We start from the raw sequence: 22,583 nt of genomic DNA, 5'->3' as shown, positions 1-22,583 counted from the left end.
CATTAAGGCATTTTTTTATGACCGTAAATAGCAAACTGATTGAACGTCTGGCGCCCTGGATCGCGGTGGTGGTGCTGGTGATGATCTGGGAAGTCACAGTGCGGCTATTTAACGTACCGAGCTTTATCTTCCCCAGCGCGCTGGACACGGTTCAGGCGCTGGTGACCTACGCCGGGCCCATCGGCAAGCACTCCTGGCAAACCTTCTGGACCACGCTGATTGGCTTTGGCCTCGGCGTTGCCGTGGGGCTGTTGCTGGGCTTCATCATCGGCTCGTCGCGCTTTTTGTACAACGCCTGCTACCCGCTGCTGGTGGGGTTCAACGCCATTCCCAAGGTGGCCTTCGTGCCCATTCTGGTGGTCTGGTTCGGCATCGGCTCGGTGCCCGCAATACTCACCGCCTTCCTGATCTGCTTCTTCCCCATCGTGGTGAACGTGGCGACGGGGCTGGCGACGCTGGAGCCGGAAATGGAGGACGTGTTGCGCGTATTGGGTGCGCGGCGTATCGACGTGCTGCTCAAGGTGGGCCTGCCGCGCTCGCTACCGTACTTTTTTGCTTCGCTAAAAATCGCCATCACCCTGGCGTTTGTGGGCACGGTGGTGTCGGAAACCGTGGCGTCTAACCAAGGCATTGGCTACTTGATGATGAGCGCTGGCTCACAGATGCGCATGGGCTTGGTATTCGCCGGATTGCTGGTGATCAGCGCCATGGCGATGGTGATGTACGAGCTGTTCTCGCTGCTGGAAAAGCGCATGACCGCCTGGGCACACCGCGGGCAGCAGCGCCAGTAGCCTGTCAGGCTACCAGCGGTAGAGAAGCGACGCGCTGGTGGTATGGTCGGTCCGCTCGCTGGCCTCTTCGGGGGGCTGGGAGTTGCGCTTGATCTCATGAGACAGGCGCAACGACAGCCGAGAGTTCAGGCGTGCCGTGAGGGCCGACAGCGAGCGCGAGGTGGTGTTTTCATGGGTGTACTCCACGGACATTTCCTGGCGCAGATCCGCGAACTGGGAGAACTCCCAGCGGTAGTCCAGCGCCGAGTAGGCCACGCCCAGTTGCTCGTTCTCATCGTCACGCAGCCGGTCATGGCGATAGCCGGGCCCTGCTTCCAGAGAAAGGTAGTGGCGCTCGCCATCCACGATCTGTCGACCATAGCCACCGATGGCGGTGAGCTGCTGATCGTAGCCCGCAAAGCGGTCCTTTTCCCAACGAGCAAATCCAAACAGGTAATGCGGGCCGTTGAAGTCATAGCGCTCCCGCCCCGCCACGAGGTACTGCTCCGCGCTGGTCTCGCCATCCTTGCTGACATTGCGCACTTCTGCCCGAAACGAGTGGGTGAAGTCGCCGGTCAGCCAGGTGAGCAGCGTTTTGCCGATCAGCGTGCGGCTGTCGGTATTGCCGGAGAGCTGGTTGAACCCAAGCTCGGCGTCGCCGCTGAAGATGGGTGCATCTTCCTGGGGCGGCGGGGGCGCATAGAAAGGGTTGGCTGCGGCAGCCCCCGCCCAGAGCGGGCAGCTGGCCAGTAACAGGTAGCGTGAAAGGTGTCGCACTCTTCTCCTCCTTGAGTGTTGCGGTGGGCAGGGAGTATATAAGCCGCTGGGTGAAAAAGCGCAAAGCCTAACGCCGCCTGGCGGTGCGTGCCATAATGACGCTCTTGCGCATCACGAGTTCCCTTATGACCGAGCCCCGCCCACGCACCCTGGCCGACCTGCAGCGCTGGCGTCGCACGCGCGCCAAGCGACGCTGGTACAAACGCAGCTTTCGCTTGCAGGTCATGATCCTGGTGGGCCTGCTGCTGGCGGGTATGCTGCTGGCCCAAGGGACCTACCTGAACTACCGTAAAGCCGACATCATCACCTATCAAATGGGTGAGCGGGCGCTGGCGGTCGCCAAGACCGTAGCGGCCATGCCGCAAATCGTCGATGCCTTCTCCACGCCCGAGCCTTCCCACTTCATTCAGCCGCTGGCCGAGCGGGTGCGCCAGGAAACGGGCGCGCGCTACGTGGTAGTGGGCAACGCCCAGTCGATACGCTACTCCCACCCGGTGCCCGAGCGCATCGGCGAGCGCATGGTGGGGGATGATAATGATCAAGCGCTGATCTATGGTCAATCCTACGTGTCCGAAGCCACCGGCACCCTGGGCACCGCCATGCGCGGCAAGACGCCAATTTGGGACGAAGAGGGCAACATCATCGGCGTGGTCTCCGTCGGCTTCATGCTCGATCGCGTGGACATGGACGTGGCGCGCTACACCAAACTGGGCTGGATGCTGGTGGCCATGATGATCGTGCTCGGGTTTGCCGGCGCCTATTGGCTGTCGCAGCACCTCAAGAAGATCATTCTCGGCCTCGAACCCTACGAAATCGCCCGCCTTGCCATGGAAAAGGAAGCCATCCTGCAATCGATTCACGAGGGCATTCTGGCGGTGAACCGGGATGGCCACATTACCCTGGTGAACCAGCAAGCACGCCGCTTTCTGGAGCTGCCCGACGAGCATGTGCTGTTGGGTCAGCCGATCCGTGAGGTGGTGCCCAATTCGCGGCTGTTGGAAGTCTTGAAGCATGGCGAGCAGGAGTTTGACCAGGAGATGTGGCTGGGGGATCACCCGGTGGTGGTCAACCGCGTGCCCATTATTCACGAGGGCGAAATCGAAGGCGCCGTGGCCACCTTCCGTAGCCGCCGAGAAATCATCGACCTCTCCCAGGCGCTGACCCAGGCCAGCCGCGACGTGGACATGCTGCGCGCCCAGGCCCACGAGTTCTCCAACAAGCTCTACACCATTTCCGGGCTGCTGCAGTTGCAGCGCATCGAGGAAGCGCTGGCCCTGATTCATCAGGAAACCGAGCGTGCCCAGGCGCAGATGAACTTCCTGATGCGCCATGTGGCCGATGCGGTGCTGAGCGGCACGCTGCTGGGCAAGCTGACCCGCGCCCGTGAACTGGGTGTGGCGCTGGAAATCGACGAACAAAGCTCGCTCTCCTGCCCGCTAACGCCCACCGGCCAAGAGGTCATGATGAGCGTGGTGGGTAACTTACTGGATAACGCCTGCCACGCCGCGCTCAACGGCCCTCATGGCGACCAGCCCACTGTGCGGCTGTTTTTCACCGACCTGGGCGAGCAGCTACTTATTGAAGTGGAAGATAATGGTGCCGGGGTGCCCGCCGAGCATGCGGAGTCGATTTTTGCCGAAGGATTTTCCACCAAAACCGGCAAGCATCGGGGCATCGGTCTTGCGCTGGTGGAACGGCTGTGTCGCCAGCACGGTGGCGCGATCACCCTGGAAGAGAGCGAGCTGGGGGGCGCCTGTTTCATTGCCGTGCTGGACCGCTCGCTATGCGCCGAGGCCGCCACCGAGCCTGCGCCCTCATAACGACACGAATAATGACGACGCTAATGAATAAGAGGAAACACCATGTCTGCGACGCAATACGGCATTTTGGTCGTCGAAGACGATTTTCGCATCGCCGATATCCACCGCGCCTTCATCGAGCAGAGCGACGGGTTCTATGTGGTCGGCATGGCGCGCAACGGCAGTGAAGCCAAGGCGCTGATGGCCCAGCACGCCGCCGATATTCAGCTCATTTTGCTCGATGCCTACTTGCCCGACGTGGAGGGGCTCGAACTACTCTGGGCCATCCGACGGGATCATGTTCATGTGGATATTGTGATGGTGACCGCCGCCAAGGAGGTGGAGACCATCAGCGAAGCGCTGCGCGGCGGCGTGTTCGATTATCTGATCAAACCCATTGAAGCGGCCCGCATGAACCAGATGTTGACCCGCTTTCGCCGTGAGCGTGAGGCGCTGGCCAATCGCGCGGAAATGAGCCAGGACGAACTGGATCACGTGCTGTCCCGGATGACGCCCAGCGAGCCCACGCGCACGGCAAGCCGAACGCTGCCCAAAGGTATCGACCGCTTGACGCTGCGTCGGGTCATAGACGCGCTGGCCTGCGAGTCCGATTCGCTCACGGCCATGCAGGTGGCGCGCATCATGGGGGCGAGCCGCTCGACGGCGCGTCGCTATTTGGAGTTTTTGGTCGCCGAGCAGGCCGTCAGTGCCGAGCTGGGCTATGGCGATGTAGGCCGTCCCGAGCGGCGCTATCGGCTATTGAGCGCCGCCAAAGGATGGCTGGAAACGCTATGAGCATGTCTGCGTGAACAAAATGAACAAAACGCACAAAAAGAACAGTATGTCGTTAATGGCCATAAGCTTGTCGAGGAGGGTGGCACTCTTCTAACGTTCAGGGCGTAACCACACAAAGCTAATCATCGAGTGCCAAGCGCTGCTGGTTAGCCGTGCTTTTGGTTCGTTCGGCGCACACAACAAACCGCGCCCACCAAAACACCGTTTGAACAATAACGCCTGAACAAAAACGTGGAGAACGCCAATGACTACGCTTTCCTTGAAGCGCATCGCCGTGCTGGCCCTGCCGATGGCGGCCCTGGCCATGACGACCGCTGCCCAAGCGCAGGAGTGGACGCCGAGCAAGTCCATCGAATTCATCGCCCCCGCCAACCCCGGCGGCGGTTGGGATACGCTGGTACGCACCATGTCCCGCGTGATTCAGCAGGAGTCTCTGGCAGACGAAAGCTTCGCGGCCATCAACGTACCTGGCGGCGGCGGTGCCGTGGCGTGGGCCCAGGTCGCCCGCGATAGCGGCAACCCCCACAAACTGTTTGCCACCAGCCCGCCGATGATTCTGGTGCCGCTGGCAGGCGCTTCCCGCTACGACCACACCGATTTTACGCCGATTGCGCGTATCAACACCGACTACTCGATTATTCTGGTCGCGGCGGATTCCGAATACCAAACCCTTGATGACCTGTTCGAAGCACTCAAAGCCAACCCCGGCCTGAGCGTAGGCGGCGGCAGTGCGCCTGGCTCCATGGACCACATCTCGATGGCGGGCTTGGCCTCGGCGGCGGGAATGGAGCCCTCGGCAGTGAACTATATCCCGTTCTCCGGCGGTGGCGATGCCATGACCAACCTGATGGGCGGCCACATTGAAGCGGTGATCGGTGGTGCTGGTGAAGCGGTGGGCCAGCTTGGCGAAGGCAGCCAGCTGCGCGCGCTGGGTGTCTCTTCTGAAGAGCGTCTGGGCGGCGGTTTGGCCGACGTGCCCACCTACCAAGAGCAGGGCTACGACTACACCTTCGATATCTGGCGTGGCGTGATGGGCGCGCCGGAAATGCCGGAAGAAGCGGTGGAGTACTACGAAACGCTATTCGCTGAAATGCTCGAAACCGACGCATGGCGCGAAGCCAGCGACCAGCTGGGCTGGATCGATGCCTACCAGGATAGCGAAACGTTTGGTGCCTTCCTGGACGATCAGCAAGAGCAGTTCAGCAGCGTGCTGACCGATCTGGGCCTGCTGCGCCAGTAAGCGCCAGCACCTGTTAGAGATTCCCCGGTGGCGCCACGCCGCTGGGATCTTCTGTCTGTTACCGCGAGGGCCAGCGCATCCGCGCTGGCTCCTTCGGAGAAATCCCAATGACCCGATTGAATATCAACCAGTGGCTAGCGCTTGTACTGGCGCTGGTGGCGGCTGCTTATTTAGCCATGGCTTGGCAAATCCCGACGTTCCCCTTACCGCGTCCGGTGGATTCCGACCTGTTCCCCAAAGTATTGGGCGTGTCTCTGCTGCTGCTGGCGGCGCTGCTATTTTTTGAAAAGCCGAGCGCTATTGCCGGGGCCGATGAGATCGACCATGAGGCTACCAACGGCCCGCTGCTGTTCACCCCCTGGGCGCGTGTCATCGTGACCTCGTTAGCCATCGCCGCCTATGCGTTTTTGCTGGTGCCGCTGGGCTTTGTCTTGGCTTCCACGCTCTTAAGCGTTGGTTTAACCGCCTACTACGGCTATCGCCGCCACGGCGTCAACCTGGCGGCATCGCTGGGTGTGGTGCTGGCCCTTTACCTGACCATGACACGGGTAATGGATGTTTACCTACCCACCGGCGTACTGCCGTTCTAAGCAGGGCGTGCTGACGCACGCTTAGCGGGTTTTAACGCGAGACACTCCCATGGATGCCTTGAACAATCTGATGTATGGCTTTGGCATCGCGCTTGAGCCAATCAATATCGCTTACGTTTTCGCCGGTGTGTTTGCCGGTACCATTATCGGTATGCTGCCAGGCCTAGGGCCGATCAGCGCGCTGGCGCTGATGATTCCGATTACCTTTGCCATGGAGCCCTCCTCCGGTTTGATTCTGATGGCAGGGGTCTATTACGGCGCTATTTTCGGCGGCTCGACCTCATCCATTCTGCTCAACGCCCCCGGCGTGGCGGGCACGGTGGCAACCTCCTTTGACGGCTACCCGATGGCCAAGCAGGGCATGGCGGGTAAGGCACTGGCCATTGCGGCGTATGCCTCGTTTATCGGCGGTACGGTATCGGTGATCTTTTTGATGCTGGTGGCACCGCTGCTCTCCAAAGTGGCGGTAAGCTTTGGCCCTGCTGAGTACTTTGCACTGATGGTGCTGGGCTTGACGGCGGTGGTGTCACTGTCGGATAAATCCTTGGTAAAAGGCCTGATTGCGGCGGTAGTGGGTGTGATGATCTCGATTGTGGGGATCGACATGCAAACCGGTACCGAGCGCTTTACCTTCAACTCGATTCAACTGCTCGACGGTATCGACTTTCTGGTGGTGGCGCTGGGTATCTTCGCCCTGGCGGAAGTGTTCTACATGCTGCTGCGTGGGGGCGGTGGCAAGGAAGCTCCGCGCAATGCCATCGGCTCGCTGAAGCTGAGCCGTGGCGAAGTGAAGAAGATTGCTGGCCCCATCAGCCGCAGCTCCGTACTGGGCTTCTTTACCGGCGTATTGCCGGGGGCGGGCGCCACCATTGGCTCTTTCCTGGGCTATAGCATGGAGAAGCGCCTAGCGAAAGATGGCGACACCTTTGGCCAAGGCAACATCAAAGGCGTGGCCGCGCCGGAAGCGGCCAACAATGCCGCGTGTACCGGCTCTTTCGTGCCGCTTTTAACCCTAGGTGTACCGGGTTCCGGCACCACGGCGGTACTGCTGGGCGCGCTGCTGGTAATGGGCGTCACCCCTGGCCCGATGATGCTGGAGCAGCGCCCGGATGTGTTTTGGGGCGTGATTGCCAGTATGTATATCGGCAACATCTTCCTGCTGGTACTCAACCTGCCGCTGATCCCGCTGATCGCTAAAATCCTCGACCTGCCGCGCCCGCTGCTGCTGTCGATGATTCTGATCTTCTGCATGATCGGCGTTTACGGCATGAGCTTTAGCGTCTTCGACCTGCTGCTGCTGTTGGGCTTTGGCCTGTTGGGCTTGGGCATGCGCCTGTTTGGCTTCCCCACGGCGCCGCTGATTCTGGCGCTGATCCTGGGTAACATTATGGAAGAGTCCATGCGCCGGGCGCTGCAGATATCTGGTGGCGACTGGACCACCTTTATCGATAAGCCGATCTCGCTGGCGCTACTAGTCATCGCGGTGCTCTCCCTGGGCCTGCCGCTGCTTAAAAAGCGGCGTAGCAAGGCGGCTGCGGCGGCTAACTAAACGCCAACGCTTTACTCCTTGGCGCTCTAGGTCTCCTAGGGCGCTTTTTTATTGGCGGTGACAATACCCTCTTGTGGTGCAAGGCATCCTATTGGTGCATAACAAGCGTGCATGACGGCTTACTAATTGCGTCATATTTGTGCGCGCGGCATAAAATAGTGTTTTTTGAAAACTGCTAAGTATTTGATTCTATTTTTATTAATAGTCTTTGCTTTAATCTGGCGCACCCCTTGCAGAATGAATAGCGACGTGTGAATAACGAGCCATGGCTCGCTACCCACGAGTGGACGCACCAAGTGCCCCCGTCGCATTAATAACGACAACGCTTGGTCGCGATACCCCAAACACGAGCCCCAACCATAAGGGGCGCAAGGAGGTTCAAGTGACCACACTGCAGCGCAAGACACACCCACGTACCCTTAGCCGTTTCGCCACTGCCCTGGTCACCGCCGCTGTGATGGGCGCCAGCGTGCAAGCGGTTGCCCAAGACGACGACCCCATCAAAGTCGGTATTCTGCACTCGCTCTCCGGCACCATGGCCATCAGTGAATCGACCCTGAAAGACACCGTGGAAATGCTCATCGAGCAGCAGAACGAAGCCGGTGGCCTGCTTGGCCGTCAGCTAGAAGCCGTGGTGGTTGACCCCGCTTCCAACTGGCCGCTGTTTGCCGAGCGCGCCCGCGAGCTGCTGGCCCAGCATGAGGTAGACGTGGTGTTCGGTAACTGGACCTCGGTATCCCGCAAGGCGGTACTGCCGGTGTTCGAAGAGCTGAACGGCCTGCTGTTCTACCCGGTACAGTACGAAGGGGAAGAGTCTTCCGAGAACGTCTTCTACACCGGCGCGGCACCCAATCAGCAGGCCATTCCTGCGGTGGAGTACCTGATCAACGAAGTCGGGATCGAGCGTTTCGCGCTGATCGGCACCGACTACGTCTACCCGCGTACCACCAACCGGATTCTGGAAGCCTTCCTGAAGGATGAGCACGGGGTGGCCGAAGAAGACATCATGGTCAACTACACCCCGTTCGGCCATTCGGACTGGCAGAACATCGTCTCTGAAATCCGTCGTTTTGGTGAAGAGGGCAAACCCACGGCGGTGGTCTCCACCATCAATGGCGATGCCAACGTGCCGTTCTATCGTGAGCTGGCCAACCAGGGGATCGATGCCGCGGATATTCCCGTCATCGCCTTCTCGGTGGGTGAGCAGGAGCTGTCCGGTATCGATACCGGGCCGCTGGTGGGCCACTTGGCCGCCTGGAACTACTTCATGAGCGTGGACACCGACGCCAACTACGACTTCATCGACGCCTGGATCGACTGGACGGGCGATGAAGAAGCGGTCACCAACGACCCCATGGAAGCCCACTACATCGGCTTCAACATGTGGGCCGAAGCGGTGCGCAAGGCAGGCACCACCGATGTGGACGCGGTGAAAGATGCGATCATCGGCGTGACCGTGCCTAACCTTTCCGGTGGCTATGCCGCCATGATGCCCAACCACCACATCACCAAGCCGGTGTTGATCGGTGAAGTGCAGGACAACGGCCAGTTCGACATCGTCTGGCAAACGCCGTCCACCGTGGCCGGTGATGCGTGGTCGGATTACCTGCCGGGCTCTCGCGACCTGATTGCTGACTGGCGTGCACCGATGCGCTGCGGCAACTTCAACGTCGCCAACGGTTCGTGCGGTGGCAGCACCGCAGCAGAAGAAGCCGAAGCGGCACTCGCCGAGTAACTTTCGTCCCCTACTGCGCCAGCGCAATGGCGCAGTAGGGGAGCACGCTACCTCTCCCATTTGATCACCAAAGGAAGAACCCCATGAGGCGTTTCCTTTCCTTGGGGCTACTGTGCCTGATGCTACTCGGCACCGCCGTGTCGGCGCAGGCACAAAGCAGCTCCTCGACTCCCGATGACCAAGCCGCACTCGCGCTGTTGACCGCGCTGGACGTGGAGAACTTCCGCGCCAAAGGCGACGCGATTACGGCCATTTTGCAAAGCGACGACGAGCGCGCCCGAGATTGGCTGCAAGCCTTGCTCGATGGCCGCCTGCAGCGCACCAGCGAGGGTCGCTTCGTCGTGGTGTTGAACAACACCGGGCGTGACTGGCCCGTGGCCGATGCCTTGACCGAAGAGCCGCTAGGCGAGATGTCCCGCCGCGACCTCAACCGCATCGGCATCAACAACGCCCTGCGCAACCAACTGCGCAGCGCCATCGCCGTGGTCGACCTCTACTCCCCCAGCGTGGAACGCCGCCGTACCTCCGCCGAGCGTCTGCTGGGCGAAGTGGACGAGACGCTGGCCGAGCCTCTGGAAGCGCTGATTGCCGAAGAAGAGGATAGCCAGGTGCAGCGCCGGTTAGCGCAGGCACTGGCCATTTATCAAACCGAAGCGGGCCAGCTGGAAGGCGTGGAAGCGCTGCGTGGCAGCCTGCATCCGCGTGCCCGTGTGGCGCTCAATCGCGCGGCCAATGGCGATGACCTGGTGGTCGCCGACGCGGCCAGAGAGGCGCTCCTCAGCATCGAGCAAAACCTCAAGCTCAATCGTGGCCTCGAAACGCTCTACTTTGGCCTGAGCCTGGGGTCGGTACTGGTGCTGGCGGCCATCGGCCTGGCCATCACCTTTGGCGTCATGGGCGTGATCAACATGGCCCACGGCGAGCTGATGATGCTGGGCGCCTATACCACCTGGATGATGCAGCAACTGCTGCCGGGCCAGCCGGGGCTGGCGCTGATTCTTTCCATTCCGGCGGGCTTCATGGTGGCTGCCCTGGTGGGCATTGCCATCGAACGGGGCGTGATCCAGTTCCTCAAGGGCCGTCCGCTGGAAACGCTGCTGGCCACGTTCGGCATCAGCCTGATTCTTCAGCAACTGGTGCGCACGGTGATTTCACCGCTCAACCGCACCGTGGTGACGCCCGAGTGGATGAGCGGCTCGCTGGTCATCAATGACGCGCTCTCGCTGACCCTCAACCGTATGTACGTGCTTGGCTTTGCGCTGGTGGTGTTTGCCGCGCTGATGCTGATTATGCGCCGCACCCGCTTAGGTCTAGAAGTGCGCGCCGTGACCCAGAACCGCGCCATGGCACGCGCCATGGGTATTCGGGCCACTCGGGTGGACATCATGACCTTTGCGCTGGGTTCCGGCGTGGCGGGGCTGGCCGGTGTGGCGCTGTCGCAGCTCACCAACGTCGGCCCCAACCTGGGCCAGAACTACATCATCGACTCGTTCATGGTGGTGGTGTTCGGTGGCGTGGGTAACCTGTGGGGCACGCTGGTGGCGGGGCTTTCACTGGGCATCATCAACCAGGTGCTGGAGCCCTGGGCGGGTGCCGTGCTGGCCAAGATCATCGTGCTGGTGTTCATCATCCTGTTCATTCAAAAACGCCCGCGTGGACTCTTCCCGCAGAAGGGCCGGGCTGCAGAGGGCTAACCCATCATGATGACATCATCTTCTCAACGGTTCTGGCTGCTCCGCCCGTTCGGCGAACGGGCCACCCAGCTCTTTCTCGGCGTGCTGCTGGCCGCCCTGGTGCTGGTCACCGTGCTGCACGTGGCAGTGCCGCAAGGGCATCCGCTGCATGTCAACGCCTACACCGTGAACCTGTTCGGCAAGTACCTGAGCTATGCGCTGCTGGCCGTGGCGGTGGACCTGGTGTGGGGCTATCTGGGCATTCTGAGCCTGGGCCACGGGGCGTTCTTCGCCATTGGTGGCTACGCCATGGGCATGTACCTGATGCGCCAGATTGGCGACCGTGGCACCTATGGCCACCCGGTACTGCCGGACTTTATGGTGTTTCTGAACTGGGACAGCCTGCCTTGGTACTGGCACGGCTTCGATATGGCCTGGTTCGCCTTTGCCATGGTGCTACTGGCACCGGGGCTGCTGGCGCTGGTGTTCGGCTTTTTGGCCTTCCGCTCGCGGGTAACCGGGGTGTATCTCTCGATTATTACCCAGGCGCTCACGTTTGCCTTGATGCTAGCCTTCTTCCGCAACGAGATGGGTTTTGGCGGCAATAACGGCCTGACCGACTTCCGCGAGCTGCTGGGCTTTAACCTGCGTAGCGATGCCACGCGCTTGGGACTGTTTATCGCCACCGGCGTATCGCTGGCGCTGGGCTATATCCTCTGCCGGGCAATCGTCACCAGTAAGCTGGGCCGGGTATGTGTGGCCACCCGCGATGCCGAAGCGCGTACGCGTTTCATCGGCTACCGGGTCGAACGCTTCCAGCTCTTCGTGTTCGTGGTCTCGGCCATGCTGGCGGGCCTGGCGGGGGCGCTTTATGTGCCTCAGGTAGGCATCATCAACCCCAGCGAATTCTCGCCGCTGTTCTCCATCGAGATCGTGCTCTGGGTCGCACTGGGTGGGCGAGCCACGCTGTACGGTGCCGTCATTGGGGCGATTCTGGTCAACTACGCCAAAACGGTATTTACCGGGGTCATGCCGGATGCCTGGCTATTTGCCCTGGGCGCGCTGTTCGTACTGGTCACGGTCTTCCTGCCCAAGGGCGTCGCGGGCCTTTTGAGTCACGTGAAGCACCGTCGCAAAGCCGAACAACCGCCTACGGAGGCTGCAGCATGAGCCTGATACAATCGCTGAAAGCACGCGACCGAGTGTTCGACTTCATGGCGGGGGAAGCCTCGCCGGTGGACGTTCGCCACGGCCCGATTCTGTACATGGAAGACGTGACGGTGAGCTTCGATGGCTTCAAGGCCATCAATAACCTCAACCTGACCATCGACGACGGCGAGTTGCGCTGCATCATTGGCCCCAACGGGGCCGGTAAAACCACCATGATGGACATCATCACCGGCAAGACCCGCCCCAACCAGGGCAGCGTCTGGTTCGGCAGCCGCCATAACCTGCTGCAAATGAACGAGCCGGAAATCGCCAGCCTCGGCATTGGCCGCAAGTTCCAGAAGCCCACGGTGTTCGAAGCGCTCAGCGTGTTCGACAATCTGGAGCTGGCCATGGCCGCCGACAAGCGCATCTTTCCCACGCTGACCGCCTGCATGACCAGCGAGATCAGCGACCGCATCGACGACGTGCTGGACACCATCGGCCTGACCGCGCTGCGCTTCCAGCCCGCCGGGATTCTCTCCCACGGCCAGAAGCAGTGGCTGGAGATCGGCATGCTGCTGATGCAGCGCCCGCGCCTGCTGCTGGTGGACGAGCCGGTGGCCGGGATGACCGAGCAGGAGATGGAGCGCACTGCCGAGCTGCTTACGGGGCTGGCTGGCAAACAGTCGGTGGTGGTGGTGGAGCACGACATGGGCTTTGTACGCTCGATTGCGCGCAAGGTGACCGTGCTGCACCAGGGCAGCGTGCTGGCCGAAGGCAGCATGGATCAGGTCTCCAATGACCCGAAAGTGGTCGAAGTGTACCTGGGCGCGGACGAGGAGGAGATGGCCTGATGCTGACCGTCGACAAGTTGAACCAGTTCTACGGCGAAAGCCACACCCTGTGGGATCTGGACCTGGACGTGCCCGCCGGGCAGTGCACCTGCGTGATGGGCCGCAACGGGGTGGGTAAAACCACCCTGATGAAAGCCATCATGGGGGAAGTGGCGGTGAAGAGCGGCCAGCTGCGCTACCAGGGCAATGATGGCGAGATCGAACTCACCAAAAAAGCCGTGGAGGCGCGTTCGCGCCTGGGCATCGGTTTCGTGCCCCAGGGGCGGCAGATTTTCCCGCTGCTGACGGTGGAGGAGAACCTGCGCACTGGGCTGGCCGCCCGAGGCGACGGGCTGAAGAAAATTCCCGAGCGCATTTACGAGCTGTTTCCGGTGCTCAAGGAGATGAAACACCGCCGTGGCGGCGATTTGTCTGGTGGGCAACAGCAGCAGCTCGCCATTGGCCGCGCGCTGGTCATCGAACCGAAACTGCTGATTCTGGACGAGCCCGGCGAGGGCATTCAGCCCAATATCGTCGCCCAGATTGGTCAGGTGATTCGCCAACTGATCAAAGAGGACGGCCTGACGGTGCTGCTGGTCGAGCAGAAGCTACCCTTCGCCCGCAAATACGCCGACCGCTTCGTGATCATGGACCGCGGCCGCCCGGTGGCCAAAGGCGATATCAGCGAACTCTCCAACGAGCTGATCAAACAGCATTTGACGGTTTGAGTTATCCACACCCGGTTTACAGCCGTGGATCGGGTTGAAACGGCAGTTCCTCGGCGCTGGCAACGGCGTGCTCGAACAAGGGGTGGGCCGGGTTGAGCATGTAATTCAGCTCTCTCGGCACCACCACGCTGGGCAGGGCCAGCGCCAGGCTCTGGCCGGAGGCTAGCCAGCCATCGCCCAGGTCGGCGGTTTCCGCAGGTGCTGGCGCTTCCCGCCAGTTTTCGGGTAAATCTTCCGTTCCAACGCTCAAAATGCTCTGATTGGGCAGCGTCAGTCGCAGCAGCGCATAGGCATTGAGCAGCCGATAGCTTTCCAGATGCACCATGATTTCCAGCAGCGCCAACGACTCTGAGCTGGCTACGTACACACAGGCATTGCCTGGGCTGTTCCAGCGCCCGCCGTAAAGCCGTGCGCCCTCGCCATCAAACGCGCTCTCTTGAAACTTGCGCTTCACCAACCGGTAAGCGGTGACCTCGCTCATACCGAAACCCCGTGCTCCAACCGCCCGATCAGGTTCAGCACCGTCTGGTACTCCGCCGAGGTGGCGCTCATTTCGACGGGGCGACGTCCGCCTAGCCCGGCATTGGGTTTGAGCAGCCAGGCGCGGGCACCCTCCGCGTCACCCTCGAACAGGTCCAGCGCCGCTTTGAAAAGCTCGGCAAAGCGATACAGCCGGTCGCTTTCCGCCATCTTGAAGCGGCCTGACTTGGCGCGGCGGCTCAGTGTGGCGGAAGGGATATCCACATAGCGCGCCAGCGCCTTCTGCTCGATACCAGATACCTTGGCAAGCCTTGGGTAGACCCGGTACTCCACCCCCTCATGCAGCAGCTCATGCAGTTTACGCCCTCGCGCAGGCAGGCCAATTTGCTGCCAATAGCCGGAGGCCACGGCTTTGGTGGGTTGATATTGGGAGAAGGTAGCGGTCATCGGGAGTTCCTGTTGATATGTTGTCTCTATATCAAATGGTATATTCGAGGTTGGTCTCCGCGTCAAGGCAGCGCTTGACTCTGGGTGAGTGCACGATGAAGTTAGCGCCACAAACCGCACCAAAAGGCCCAAAACCCTGCTTTGGGTGCGTATTGACTCGCCTTGTTTATGTGTAACATGGTCGTTTTCCGCAAAGTTCATCGGGTGGGGTATGCGCTACAAGGATAAACATCAGCTGGCTGCCGAGTGGCTGACGCTGTTGGAGCGTACGCCGGTGGCGCTGCGCCAAGCCGTCGAGCAGCTGGCCCATGCCCACCAGGCGCCGTTTGCCGAGCACTTTTACCGGGTCATGCTGGATGACCCCCATGCCTCGCTGTTTCTCTCCAACGAGCAGGTCGAAAAACGCTTGCATCCTTCCATGCAGCGTTGGCTCAGTGTCATGTTTGCCGTCGAGCACGCGGATCTCGAGGCGCTGGTAGAGCACCAGGAGAAAATAGGCCAGATACATGCGCGCATCGACATCCCGGTAAACCTGGTGCTGAGCGGTGCCCGGCAGCTGAAGCAGGTGTTTTACGAACAGATCAACCGCTCGATCCAGGCGCCGCTGTCGGCGGGCGAGGCGGCCGTGTACGTCTCTGACCATATCGACATGGCCATGGAGATCATGAGCCATGCCTATTCGGTGGCCAATAATCGCCATGCGCGCACCGAAGAAGCCTACAAGCTTTTTTCGCTCACCCAGAGTATCGGCGATGAGCGTGAACGGCAGCGGGCGGCGCTGCTCAACTGGGAAAATGCGCTGATGTTTGCCGTGGCGGCGCAGCAGGAGACCAGCGCCTTGCCCCGCCTGGCCAGCTCCGAATTTGGCCTGTGGTATTTGCACAAGGCGTGCCATGCTTTCGAAGGCGCGCCGGAGATTGCCGTCATTTCGCGACATATCCATCTGGTAGACGACCAATGGATGGCGCAGTTGACGGATGCCGACAGCGCACTGCGCCTGGCCGCGCTGAGCCATATTCGGGATGCGGCGCGCACGATCCTGATGCTGCTGGACGATATTCTGGATCGTGCCTCGGGGCTCGAAGCGGGCCGCGATAGCCTCACTCGCTTGCTGAACCGTAAGTTTCTGTCGGTGGTGCTGAACCGTGAAATCGAGCTGGCTCGGCGCTCGGAGAAGTGTTTTGCCTTGCTCATGGTGGACATCGATCACTTCAAGTCGATCAACGATACCCATGGCCATGATGCGGGCGATAACGTGCTGCAACAGGTCGCCAGCATTCTGGATCGCTCTACCCGAGGCGGCGATTACGTGTTTCGGATGGGCGGTGAAGAGTTCTTGATTGTTCTGGTGGATACGGACCCGGATGGAAGCCGCCTGTTCGCCGAGCGGCTACGCCAGGCCGTGGCCAAAGAGCCGATGCTGGCGACGGCGGATACACTGCTGAGCGTTACCGTGAGCGTAGGGCTCACGTTGCACGACGGCCATCCGGATTACCAGTATTCCATGCAGCGCGCCGACCAGGCGCTCTATCAGGCAAAACGCAGTGGACGAAACCGTGTGGTATGCGTCAATTGAAAACAGGGAGTTCATCCAATGATACGCCGTTTGACCTTGGGTACCGCGTTGGCGAGTGCCATGATCATGCTGCAAGCCCCTCTGCTTGCGGCGCACCACGGTGGTGAACACCACGAAGTGGCTCCTGGGCATGCACCGGATATGGTGGTCAGCCAGCCATGGAGTCGGGCAACGCCGCCAGGGGCGGGGGCTGGGGGAGGTTTCGTGACGATCACCAATCAGGGCAATGCCGACGATACTCTGGTAAGTGCTTCCAGCCCGCTGACCGAGCGGGTGGAAATACACACCATGGAGATGGATGGCGATGTCATGCGCATGGCACACCTGCCTGGTGGCATTGAAATTCCGGCCGGTGAAACCGTCACCCTGGCGCCGGGTGGTCTGCACCTGATGTTCATGGAACTCGCGTCACCCATCGTCGAAGGGCAGGCGATTCCTGTGACACTGGAGTTCCTCCATGCCGAGCCAGTGGACATCACGCTCGAGGTGTTCCCGGCAGGTGAATCGCCGGAAGGTGGCCACCACGGGGATGGCCACACACACTCGCATTCCCACACCCACTAGGTGCTGGAAACGGGCGTCTCGCTAGCCAGCGCCAGCGAGACGCCGGGCCTGCAACGGCCGCACGATGCACCAGTCGATGACCAGCATCACCAACAGCGACGCGCCAACCAGCGGAAACAGCAGCCCGCCGATGACCAGCAGGGCGATGAGCCCGCGGAACACCCGCGTGTCGGCAGGCAGGGGCGGTACGCCCATGGCGCCCGAGGGACGGCGTTTCCACCACATCACACCTGCCGCCACGCTCATCACGATGATGGCCAGGCAGACGGCCAGCAGGAACAGCTGATTGGCCAGGCCAAACTCCTGACCCAGGTGGACGTTGATGCCGAACTCCAGCCAGCGGCCCAAGGGGCCGTAATCGGCGTAGCTCATGTCGATCAGCGGCTCGCCGCTGTACTGGTCGAGATGGATTACCCGCTGTTGGGCCAGGTCATCCGGATAGATGGAGCCGGTGTAGACCCCTGCTGCCGTCGTGGGCAGGTTGACGACATAGCCCTGCTGTAGCCCCAGCTCATCCAGAATGGCCACGATGCTGTTCAGCCCAAGGCGGGGCGTGGGCGCCGCCGGTGGGGTGGACTCCGGCACCTGGGCCTGCTCCAGCGACCAGCTGGTGGTGCCTTGATCGCTCAGGTAAGCATTGGACATGGGCACTTCCACGCGCACCCCCGAGGGGTAGCCGAAGTTGTTGCCATTGGCCCACTGGTTGACCTGCCCACCCCAGACGCCCGACCACGGCATGCCGGTAATGGCCAGAAACACGATAAACCCACCGATAAAGATCCCCAGCACCGCATGCAGATCACGCCAGAACACCCGGCTTTTGGGTTTGCCGCGCACGCTCACTACGCCGCCGCTGCCCTGGCGTGGCCACCAGAGGTAAATCCCGGTAGCGACCAGCAGGATCGACCAGCCCGCCGCTATCTCGATCAGCTTGCGCGGGGTTTGTCCGAAGAACTTGAAGCTATGCAAGTAGCGCACGGTCCACATCACCGTGCCCCGGTCGTCCAGCGAGCCCAGTACCTCGGCGGTATAAGGGTTCACATAGACCGCCAGGCGTTCGCCAGACAGCGTGTTGACGGTGATCTCTGCCGAGCTGTCGGGCGTGGCGGGGGACGTGTATTTCACCGCCGTGCCTGGGTAGTCCTGCAGTGCTGCACTGACCTGCGCGGCAGGGGGCTGGGTGGCCTCCTGTACTGCTACGCGTTTGAGGTCGGCGTGAATCACGGCATCCAGCTCGTCACGAAACAGGTACAGGGCGCCTGTCAGGGAGAGGGTGATCAGAAAGGGCAGTACCAGCAGCCCGGCATAGAAGTGCCATCGCCAGACGGCGCGATACAGATCCAGCGCGGCTTTGCGCGCCGGGGGAGATGCGGAAATAGTCGACATGTGAGTGCTCCAGAGCCGCTGCATAGCGGTGAGCAGCGCCCCCCCTGAGGAGGCGCCACCACTGGGTAACAAGTGGGCAAGGAACTAAGCGTGCCTGCCCCGCGCAGTCATGGAATTAACTGGCCTGCAGCAAGGGGGGAGCACGAGGGCACGCGTGGGGGTAATCGAGCCACACCACCGTCCGCTGGTAGAACGTATTTGGCAATGGCGATGCGTCGATAAACGCCCAGCTGCCAATGGCGGGAAGGTGGTTGGGTGCCGAGGGTGACTGCTGCCAGACACCGCAGTAATCACACTGGTGGTGCCAGTGCTCCAGTGCGTGGGAAGAGGAGGGGGTAGGGTCGGAGTGGCTGAGACACAAGGCATGCTCGTCATGGTGGGCATGACCTGACGCGTGAGATGCCTGCAGTTGGGAGAGCAGCGGCCCGGCAAACAGCAGGTAGATCGCGACGAACGCCAGATAAAGCGCTGCGCGATACCAGAGAGAGTCGGCAGACCGAAATGGATGCATCCCTACCACACTGATGAACGTTGTCAGGGCAAATGATGTCATGCCACGAGCTTGGCATGACACGAAGCTGGCCGTGAGAGTGCTGTACCCGCAAGCCACGCCCGCACAGTTTACAGGGTTCGCGCTGAACACAATACGGTTAGCTCATTGCGTCACGGTGTCGCGCAAGCCTTGGCATGCCTTTTTTTGGTGCGTACTTAAAGCGCTGCGCTTTTTTATGTGCTTTTTTGGTGCAAAAGGCGACTGGTTTCCCTGGTGGGAGGGGCTGCCAGCAAAGAGCCTATGCCGAGACAAGGGCTATGACAGGGGCTATGGCAAGGGCTATGGCGGCGCCTTCACCATTTTGGCGCACTCTTTGCATTCGTAAGGCAATGATGTATCCACAAGGAAGCGATAGCGCCCCATGATGCTGAGCGAACTTGCCCCACCCGCCGCCGATTCAGGCCACCGTTTCGATGCCGAGCGCCGCTGGGCCGCCTCGCTGGCGCTACGCTTTGCCCATCGCGATGGTGTTACCCGGCTAGCGCAGGCGCGCCACCAAGGACCGTTACGGGTGCAGCGCCCGTTCTATCCAGAGGGCAGCCATGAGGCGTGCCACGTTTACGTACTACACCCGCCCGGGGGGCTGGTGAGCGGCGATGCGCTGACCATTCGTGCCCATGTCGAGCGCGGCGCGCACGCGCTGCTCACCACCCCCGCTGCCAACAAGCTCTACAAAGCCGACAGCCAAGGGGTCGCCTGGACCCAGCACACCGAGCTGACGGTCGAAGAGGGCGGCGCCTTGGAGTGGCTGCCCCAGGAAACCATCGCGTTCGATGGCTCAAAGGGCACTCAGCGCACCCATATAGCTCTACAGGGCAGTGCCCGCTGCTTAGGCTGGGAGGTAATGGCCCTCGGCCGCCCAGCAAGCGAGTTGCCCTATGTCTCCGGGCGCATCGAGCAGCACTTTCGCTTGACCCTGGATGGCAAACCGCTATGGCTTGAACGCCAGCCGCTCGACCCCGGGCACCCACGCTTTGTGGGCCGCTGGGGCCAAGGCGGCGCAACGGTGCAGGCCACGCTCTGGGCGGTGGGCATCGACGATGCCGCTGCGGCTATTGAAGCACTGCGTGAAGCGCTGCCGAGCAACTCCCGCTGGGCGGTGACCGTTCGCCATGGCGTACTGCTATTGCGCTATTTAGGTGCATCCCGAAATGAGGCCTGGGCGCTGTGTGAGCAGGCCTGGCACCTACTGCGGCCCCGTTGGATCGAACGCGATGCGCATACCCCGCGTATTTGGCTAACCTGATTGGCAACACCTCGATGATGCTGGAGACACTCCATGGAACTGACCCCAAGAGATAAAGACAAGCTGATGCTGTTCACCGCCGCCCAGCTCGCCGAGCGGCGCAAGGCGCGTGGCCTGAAACTCAACTACCCCGAGGCGGTGGCGCTGATTAGTTTTGAAATCATGGAAGGCGCACGAGACGGCCGCAGCGTCGCCGACCTGATGAGTTACGGCCGCGAAATCCTCACCCGAGACGACGTGATGGAAGGCGTGGCGGAGATGGTCGATGAAGTACAGGTGGAAGCCACCTTCCCCGACGGCACCAAGCTGGTCACCGTCCACACGCCGATCAACTAATCATCTGCCGTTAGGAGAGCGCCATGATTCCAGGACAGTATCAGTTACAAGAGGGTGATATCGAGCTGTGCGCGGGTCGCGAGCGTATCAGCGTGGAGGTGGCCAACACCGGCGACCGGCCCATTCAGCTTGGCTCCCACTACCACTTTGCTGAAGCCAATCCGGCGCTGGTGTTCGACCGCGATAAAACCCGTGGCTACCGCCTGGACGTCGCCGCCGGCACCGCCATCCGCTTCGAGCCCGGTCAAACCCGCGACGTCACGCTGATACCGTTCGTCGGCAAGCGGGAAATCTACGGCTTCCGTGGCGATGTGATGGGGCCGCTCGATTAGCCAACGGATTAATAAAGAACAACCGTCGGTAGGGCGGGCATCGGCTGGGTGACTGTCTGCGCCATGGATGGCGCAGTCAAGCGTACAAGGACGTATTCACAGCGTGTCACACAGCCGATGACCGCCCAGCACTGGACTCAACGCTTGAGGCAGAGGCAAATATGAAATCGGTAAACAAGATCAGTCGGCAAGCCTACGCCGATATGTACGGCCCCACGGTAGGCGACCGCGTGCGCCTAGGCGACACCGAACTCTGGATCCAAGTCGAAAAAGACGCCACCCACTACGGTGAAGAAGTGAAGTTCGGCGGCGGCAAGGTGATCCGCGATGGCATGGGCCAAAGCCAGCGCCAGGATGCCTCGGTGATGGACACCGTGATCACTAACGCGCTGATTCTGGACTGGTGGGGCATCGTCAAAGCCGATGTGGGGCTGCAAAACGGCCGCATCGCCGCCATCGGCAAAGCTGGCAACCCCGACACCCAGCCCGATGTCGAGATCGTCATTGGCCCCGGCACCGAAGTGATTGCGGGCGAAGGCAAAATTCTCACTGCAGGCGGCATCGACGCGCATATCCACTTCATCTGCCCCCAGCAGGTGGAAGAAGCGCTGATGAGCGGCGTCACCACCATGCTCGGCGGCGGCACCGGCCCTGCCACCGGCTCCAACGCCACCACCTGCACCCCCGGTGAGTGGCACATTGGCAAGATGCTCCAGGCGGTGGACGATCTGCCCATGAACATCGGCCTGCTCGGCAAGGGCAACGCCAGCCTGCCGGAAGGGCTCGAAGCGCAGTTGGAAGCCGGTGCCATGGGCCTCAAACTCCACGAAGACTGGGGGACTACCCCGGCCTCTATCGATAACTGCCTGAGCGTGGCGGAAAAGTACGACGTGCAGATCGCCATCCACACCGACACGCTCAACGAGTCCGGCTTCGTGGAAGACACCCTGGCGGCCTTCAAAGAGCGCGGCATCCACACCTACCACACCGAAGGCGCAGGCGGCGGTCACGCCCCGGACATTCTCACCGCCTGCTCCAAGGAGTATGTGCTTCCGTCCTCCACCAACCCCACACGTCCCTACACGGTGAACACCATCGACGAGCACTTGGATATGCTCATGGTGTGCCACCACCTGGACCCCAATATTCCCGAAGACGTGGCCTTTGCCGATTCACGTATTCGTCGCGAAACCATCGCCGCCGAGGATATCCTGCACGACCTGGGCGTGATCTCGATGATCGCTTCCGACTCCCAGGCCATGGGCCGGGTGGGTGAAGTGGTCTGCCGCACTTGGCAAACGGCGCACAAAATGAAGGTGCAGCGCGGCCTGCTGCCGGAAGACGAGGCGATGGGGGCCGATAACCTGCGCGCCAAGCGTTACATTGCCAAGTACACCATCAACCCTGCGATTACCCACGGTATTGCCCACGAGGTCGGTTCGATTGAGGTCGGCAAGCTGGCGGATTTGGTGCTGTGGAAGCCCGCGTTCTTCGGCGTGAAGCCATCGCTGATTTTGAAAGGCGGCATGATTGCGGCTGCACCCATGGGCGACCCCAACGCCTCGATTCCTACACCGCAGCCGGTGCACTACCGCCCCATGTTCGGCACCTTTGGCCGCGCCGCCAGTCAGGTAAGGCTCAACTTCGTCAGCCAGGCCGCCATCGATGCGGGCATCAAGGAGCGGCTGGGCCTGCAAAGTACGCTGTCGGCCTGCAAGAACGTGCGCGGCGTGCGCAAAAAGGACATGAAGCTCAACGACGCCTGCCCAGAGCTCACCGTCGACCCGCAAACCTACGAAGTGCGCTGCGACGGCGAACTGCTCACCTGCGAACCCGCAACTGAACTTCCGCTGGCGCAGCGGTATCACTTGTTTTGATTGAGTTGTTGCCCGGGGCGCCGGGGGTAGGCCTACGAGAGGGCGCTGTAAATACCTCCCTGTACGCTACTTTTGCCATCCATGGCAAAAGACCCTCTCTACGGCCTACCCCCGGCTCAGCCTTCATGGATCGAGAAAGGATGAGAGC

At 61.3% G+C, this 22,583-nt stretch carries 23 protein-coding genes; 18 read left to right on the top strand and 5 right to left on the bottom strand.

All coding sequences use genetic code 11. The annotated features are described in order from the left end of the window. The first annotated feature begins 17 nt into the window (after positions 1 to 17). Positions 18 to 791, top strand: a complete 774-nt coding sequence (locus tag RVM26_RS14610; RefSeq protein ID WP_498939420.1) for an ABC transporter permease — start codon at positions 18 to 20, stop codon at positions 789 to 791. A 9-nt stretch (positions 792 to 800) separates the two neighbouring features. Here the strand turns inward: RVM26_RS14610 and RVM26_RS14605 are convergent, their stop codons facing one another. Next, positions 801 to 1,547, bottom strand: coding sequence for a DUF481 domain-containing protein (locus tag RVM26_RS14605; protein ID WP_039178631.1), 747 nt, complete (start codon positions 1,545 to 1,547; stop codon positions 801 to 803). A gap of 125 nt (positions 1,548 to 1,672) precedes the next feature. Here RVM26_RS14605 and RVM26_RS14600 point away from each other — a divergent pair, with 125 nt between their 5' ends. The 10 genes from RVM26_RS14600 to urtE all read left to right on the top strand — a co-directional run bounded on the left by RVM26_RS14600 (position 1,673) and on the right by urtE (position 13,638). Then, on the top strand, positions 1,673 to 3,367 hold the full coding sequence (locus RVM26_RS14600; RefSeq protein ID WP_498939418.1) for a sensor histidine kinase: 1,695 nt from the start codon (positions 1,673 to 1,675) through the stop codon (positions 3,365 to 3,367). A gap of 42 nt (positions 3,368 to 3,409) precedes the next feature. Further along, on the top strand, positions 3,410 to 4,141 hold the full coding sequence (locus RVM26_RS14595; RefSeq protein ID WP_287804809.1) for a response regulator: 732 nt from the start codon (positions 3,410 to 3,412) through the stop codon (positions 4,139 to 4,141). A 244-nt stretch (positions 4,142 to 4,385) separates the two neighbouring features. Beyond that, positions 4,386 to 5,381 carry a tripartite tricarboxylate transporter substrate binding protein gene (locus RVM26_RS14590; protein WP_062359190.1) on the top strand — a complete coding sequence of 332 codons (996 nt, stop codon included), beginning with the start codon at positions 4,386 to 4,388 and terminating at the stop codon, positions 5,379 to 5,381. Between the two features lie 107 nt (positions 5,382 to 5,488). Further along, positions 5,489 to 5,971 carry a tripartite tricarboxylate transporter TctB family protein gene (locus tag RVM26_RS14585; protein WP_498939415.1) on the top strand — a complete coding sequence of 161 codons (483 nt, stop codon included), beginning with the start codon at positions 5,489 to 5,491 and terminating at the stop codon, positions 5,969 to 5,971. A 49-nt stretch (positions 5,972 to 6,020) separates the two neighbouring features. After that, on the top strand, positions 6,021 to 7,520 hold the full coding sequence (locus RVM26_RS14580; protein ID WP_498939413.1) for a tripartite tricarboxylate transporter permease: 1,500 nt from the start codon (positions 6,021 to 6,023) through the stop codon (positions 7,518 to 7,520). A 382-nt stretch (positions 7,521 to 7,902) separates the two neighbouring features. After that, positions 7,903 to 9,255, top strand: coding sequence for an urea ABC transporter substrate-binding protein (gene urtA, locus RVM26_RS14575; protein ID WP_498939411.1), 1,353 nt, complete (start codon positions 7,903 to 7,905; stop codon positions 9,253 to 9,255). Between the two features lie 83 nt (positions 9,256 to 9,338). After that, the gene (gene urtB / locus RVM26_RS14570; RefSeq protein WP_498939409.1) at positions 9,339 to 10,949 is read left to right on the top strand and encodes an ABC transporter permease; all 1,611 of its coding nucleotides are present in this window, start codon (positions 9,339 to 9,341) and stop codon (positions 10,947 to 10,949) included. Positions 10,950 to 10,955: 6 nt separating this feature from the next. After that, positions 10,956 to 12,098 carry an urea ABC transporter permease subunit UrtC gene (urtC, locus tag RVM26_RS14565; RefSeq protein WP_498939407.1) on the top strand — a complete coding sequence of 381 codons (1,143 nt, stop codon included), beginning with the start codon at positions 10,956 to 10,958 and terminating at the stop codon, positions 12,096 to 12,098. Continuing rightward, positions 12,095 to 12,931, top strand: a complete 837-nt coding sequence (gene urtD / locus RVM26_RS14560; RefSeq protein ID WP_498939406.1) for an ABC transporter ATP-binding protein — start codon at positions 12,095 to 12,097, stop codon at positions 12,929 to 12,931. The genes urtC and urtD overlap by 4 nt, the downstream gene beginning before the upstream one ends. Next, a complete protein-coding gene (gene urtE, locus RVM26_RS14555; protein ID WP_498939404.1) occupies positions 12,931 to 13,638 on the top strand; it encodes an ABC transporter ATP-binding protein in 708 nt (235 codons plus the stop codon). Before urtD ends, urtE begins: the two co-directional genes overlap by 1 nt. A 16-nt stretch (positions 13,639 to 13,654) precedes the next feature. On the opposite strand, the gene RVM26_RS14550 is transcribed toward urtE, so the two are convergent. Together RVM26_RS14550 and RVM26_RS14545 are read right to left on the bottom strand one after the other, a co-directional pair. Then, the gene (locus RVM26_RS14550) at positions 13,655 to 14,119 is read right to left on the bottom strand and encodes an RES family NAD+ phosphorylase (protein WP_498939402.1); all 465 of its coding nucleotides are present in this window, start codon (positions 14,117 to 14,119) and stop codon (positions 13,655 to 13,657) included. After that, positions 14,116 to 14,565: an Xre family toxin-antitoxin system antitoxin gene (locus RVM26_RS14545; RefSeq protein ID WP_016915365.1), complete on the bottom strand. Its 450-nt coding sequence runs from the start codon at positions 14,563 to 14,565 to the stop codon at positions 14,116 to 14,118. The genes RVM26_RS14550 and RVM26_RS14545 overlap by 4 nt, the downstream gene beginning before the upstream one ends. Positions 14,566 to 14,776: 211 nt before the next feature. Between RVM26_RS14545 and RVM26_RS14540 the strand changes: the two genes are divergently transcribed. Both RVM26_RS14540 and RVM26_RS14535 read left to right on the top strand, forming a co-directional pair. Further along, positions 14,777 to 16,141, top strand: a complete 1,365-nt coding sequence (locus tag RVM26_RS14540) for a diguanylate cyclase (RefSeq protein WP_498939400.1) — start codon at positions 14,777 to 14,779, stop codon at positions 16,139 to 16,141. An 18-nt stretch (positions 16,142 to 16,159) separates the two neighbouring features. Then, entirely contained in the window at positions 16,160 to 16,705 is a 546-nt protein-coding gene (locus RVM26_RS14535) for a copper chaperone PCu(A)C (RefSeq protein WP_498939399.1), read from the top strand. A 21-nt stretch (positions 16,706 to 16,726) separates the two neighbouring features. Here the strand turns inward: RVM26_RS14535 and RVM26_RS14530 are convergent, their stop codons facing one another. Continuing rightward, complete coding sequence (locus tag RVM26_RS14530) at positions 16,727 to 18,091, bottom strand: PepSY-associated TM helix domain-containing protein (RefSeq protein WP_498939397.1); 1,365 nt, start codon at positions 18,089 to 18,091, stop codon at positions 16,727 to 16,729. Positions 18,092 to 18,206: 115 nt separating this feature from the next. Beyond that, positions 18,207 to 18,644: a DUF2946 family protein gene (locus tag RVM26_RS14525; RefSeq protein ID WP_498939395.1), complete on the bottom strand. Its 438-nt coding sequence runs from the start codon at positions 18,642 to 18,644 to the stop codon at positions 18,207 to 18,209. Between the two features lie 31 nt (positions 18,645 to 18,675). Between RVM26_RS14525 and RVM26_RS14520 the strand changes: the two genes are divergently transcribed. The 5 genes from RVM26_RS14520 to ureC all read left to right on the top strand — a co-directional run bounded on the left by RVM26_RS14520 (position 18,676) and on the right by ureC (position 22,435). Beyond that, complete coding sequence (locus RVM26_RS14520) at positions 18,676 to 18,969, top strand: hypothetical protein (RefSeq protein ID WP_498939393.1); 294 nt, start codon at positions 18,676 to 18,678, stop codon at positions 18,967 to 18,969. Between the two features lie 36 nt (positions 18,970 to 19,005). Next, entirely contained in the window at positions 19,006 to 19,890 is an 885-nt protein-coding gene (locus tag RVM26_RS14515; RefSeq protein ID WP_498939391.1) for an urease accessory protein UreD, read from the top strand. Positions 19,891 to 19,923: 33 nt separating this feature from the next. Continuing rightward, a complete protein-coding gene (ureA, locus tag RVM26_RS14510) occupies positions 19,924 to 20,226 on the top strand; it encodes an urease subunit gamma (protein WP_016915359.1) in 303 nt (100 codons plus the stop codon). Between the two features lie 23 nt (positions 20,227 to 20,249). Continuing rightward, positions 20,250 to 20,558, top strand: coding sequence for an urease subunit beta (locus RVM26_RS14505; RefSeq protein WP_498939389.1), 309 nt, complete (start codon positions 20,250 to 20,252; stop codon positions 20,556 to 20,558). 161 nt (positions 20,559 to 20,719) lie between these two features. After that, on the top strand, positions 20,720 to 22,435 hold the full coding sequence (gene ureC, locus RVM26_RS14500) for an urease subunit alpha (protein ID WP_498939387.1): 1,716 nt from the start codon (positions 20,720 to 20,722) through the stop codon (positions 22,433 to 22,435). Positions 22,436 to 22,583 lie beyond the last annotated feature (148 nt).

Source organism: Halomonas sp. KM072, assembly GCF_050710315.1.
Lineage (GTDB): Bacteria > Pseudomonadota > Gammaproteobacteria > Pseudomonadales > Halomonadaceae > Vreelandella > Vreelandella hamiltonii.
This window is presented reverse-complemented; position numbering and strand designations above follow the sequence as displayed.

Bases quoted from the DNA above. Each gene is read 5' to 3' on its own strand.
- RVM26_RS14610 (WP_498939420.1), top strand. From the start codon at position 18: ATGACCGTAAATAGCAAACTGATTGAACGTCTGGCGCCCTGGATCGCG.
- RVM26_RS14600 (WP_498939418.1), top strand. From the start codon at position 1,673: ATGACCGAGCCCCGCCCACGCACCCTGGCCGACCTGCAGCGCTGGCGT.
- RVM26_RS14595 (WP_287804809.1), top strand. From the start codon at position 3,410: ATGTCTGCGACGCAATACGGCATTTTGGTCGTCGAAGACGATTTTCGC.
- RVM26_RS14590 (WP_062359190.1), top strand. From the start codon at position 4,386: ATGACTACGCTTTCCTTGAAGCGCATCGCCGTGCTGGCCCTGCCGATG.
- RVM26_RS14585 (WP_498939415.1), top strand. From the start codon at position 5,489: ATGACCCGATTGAATATCAACCAGTGGCTAGCGCTTGTACTGGCGCTG.
- RVM26_RS14580 (WP_498939413.1), top strand. From the start codon at position 6,021: ATGGATGCCTTGAACAATCTGATGTATGGCTTTGGCATCGCGCTTGAG.
- urtB (WP_498939409.1), top strand. From the start codon at position 9,339: ATGAGGCGTTTCCTTTCCTTGGGGCTACTGTGCCTGATGCTACTCGGC.
- urtC (WP_498939407.1), top strand. From the start codon at position 10,956: ATGATGACATCATCTTCTCAACGGTTCTGGCTGCTCCGCCCGTTCGGC.
- urtD (WP_498939406.1), top strand. From the start codon at position 12,095: ATGAGCCTGATACAATCGCTGAAAGCACGCGACCGAGTGTTCGACTTC.
- urtE (WP_498939404.1), top strand. From the start codon at position 12,931: ATGCTGACCGTCGACAAGTTGAACCAGTTCTACGGCGAAAGCCACACC.
- RVM26_RS14550 (WP_498939402.1), bottom strand. From the start codon at position 14,119: ATGAGCGAGGTCACCGCTTACCGGTTGGTGAAGCGCAAGTTTCAAGAG.
- RVM26_RS14545 (WP_016915365.1), bottom strand. From the start codon at position 14,565: ATGACCGCTACCTTCTCCCAATATCAACCCACCAAAGCCGTGGCCTCC.
- RVM26_RS14540 (WP_498939400.1), top strand. From the start codon at position 14,777: ATGCGCTACAAGGATAAACATCAGCTGGCTGCCGAGTGGCTGACGCTG.
- RVM26_RS14535 (WP_498939399.1), top strand. From the start codon at position 16,160: ATGATACGCCGTTTGACCTTGGGTACCGCGTTGGCGAGTGCCATGATC.
- RVM26_RS14530 (WP_498939397.1), bottom strand. From the start codon at position 18,091: ATGTCGACTATTTCCGCATCTCCCCCGGCGCGCAAAGCCGCGCTGGAT.
- RVM26_RS14525 (WP_498939395.1), bottom strand. From the start codon at position 18,644: ATGACATCATTTGCCCTGACAACGTTCATCAGTGTGGTAGGGATGCAT.
- RVM26_RS14515 (WP_498939391.1), top strand. From the start codon at position 19,006: ATGATGCTGAGCGAACTTGCCCCACCCGCCGCCGATTCAGGCCACCGT.
- ureA (WP_016915359.1), top strand. From the start codon at position 19,924: ATGGAACTGACCCCAAGAGATAAAGACAAGCTGATGCTGTTCACCGCC.
- RVM26_RS14505 (WP_498939389.1), top strand. From the start codon at position 20,250: ATGATTCCAGGACAGTATCAGTTACAAGAGGGTGATATCGAGCTGTGC.
- ureC (WP_498939387.1), top strand. From the start codon at position 20,720: ATGAAATCGGTAAACAAGATCAGTCGGCAAGCCTACGCCGATATGTAC.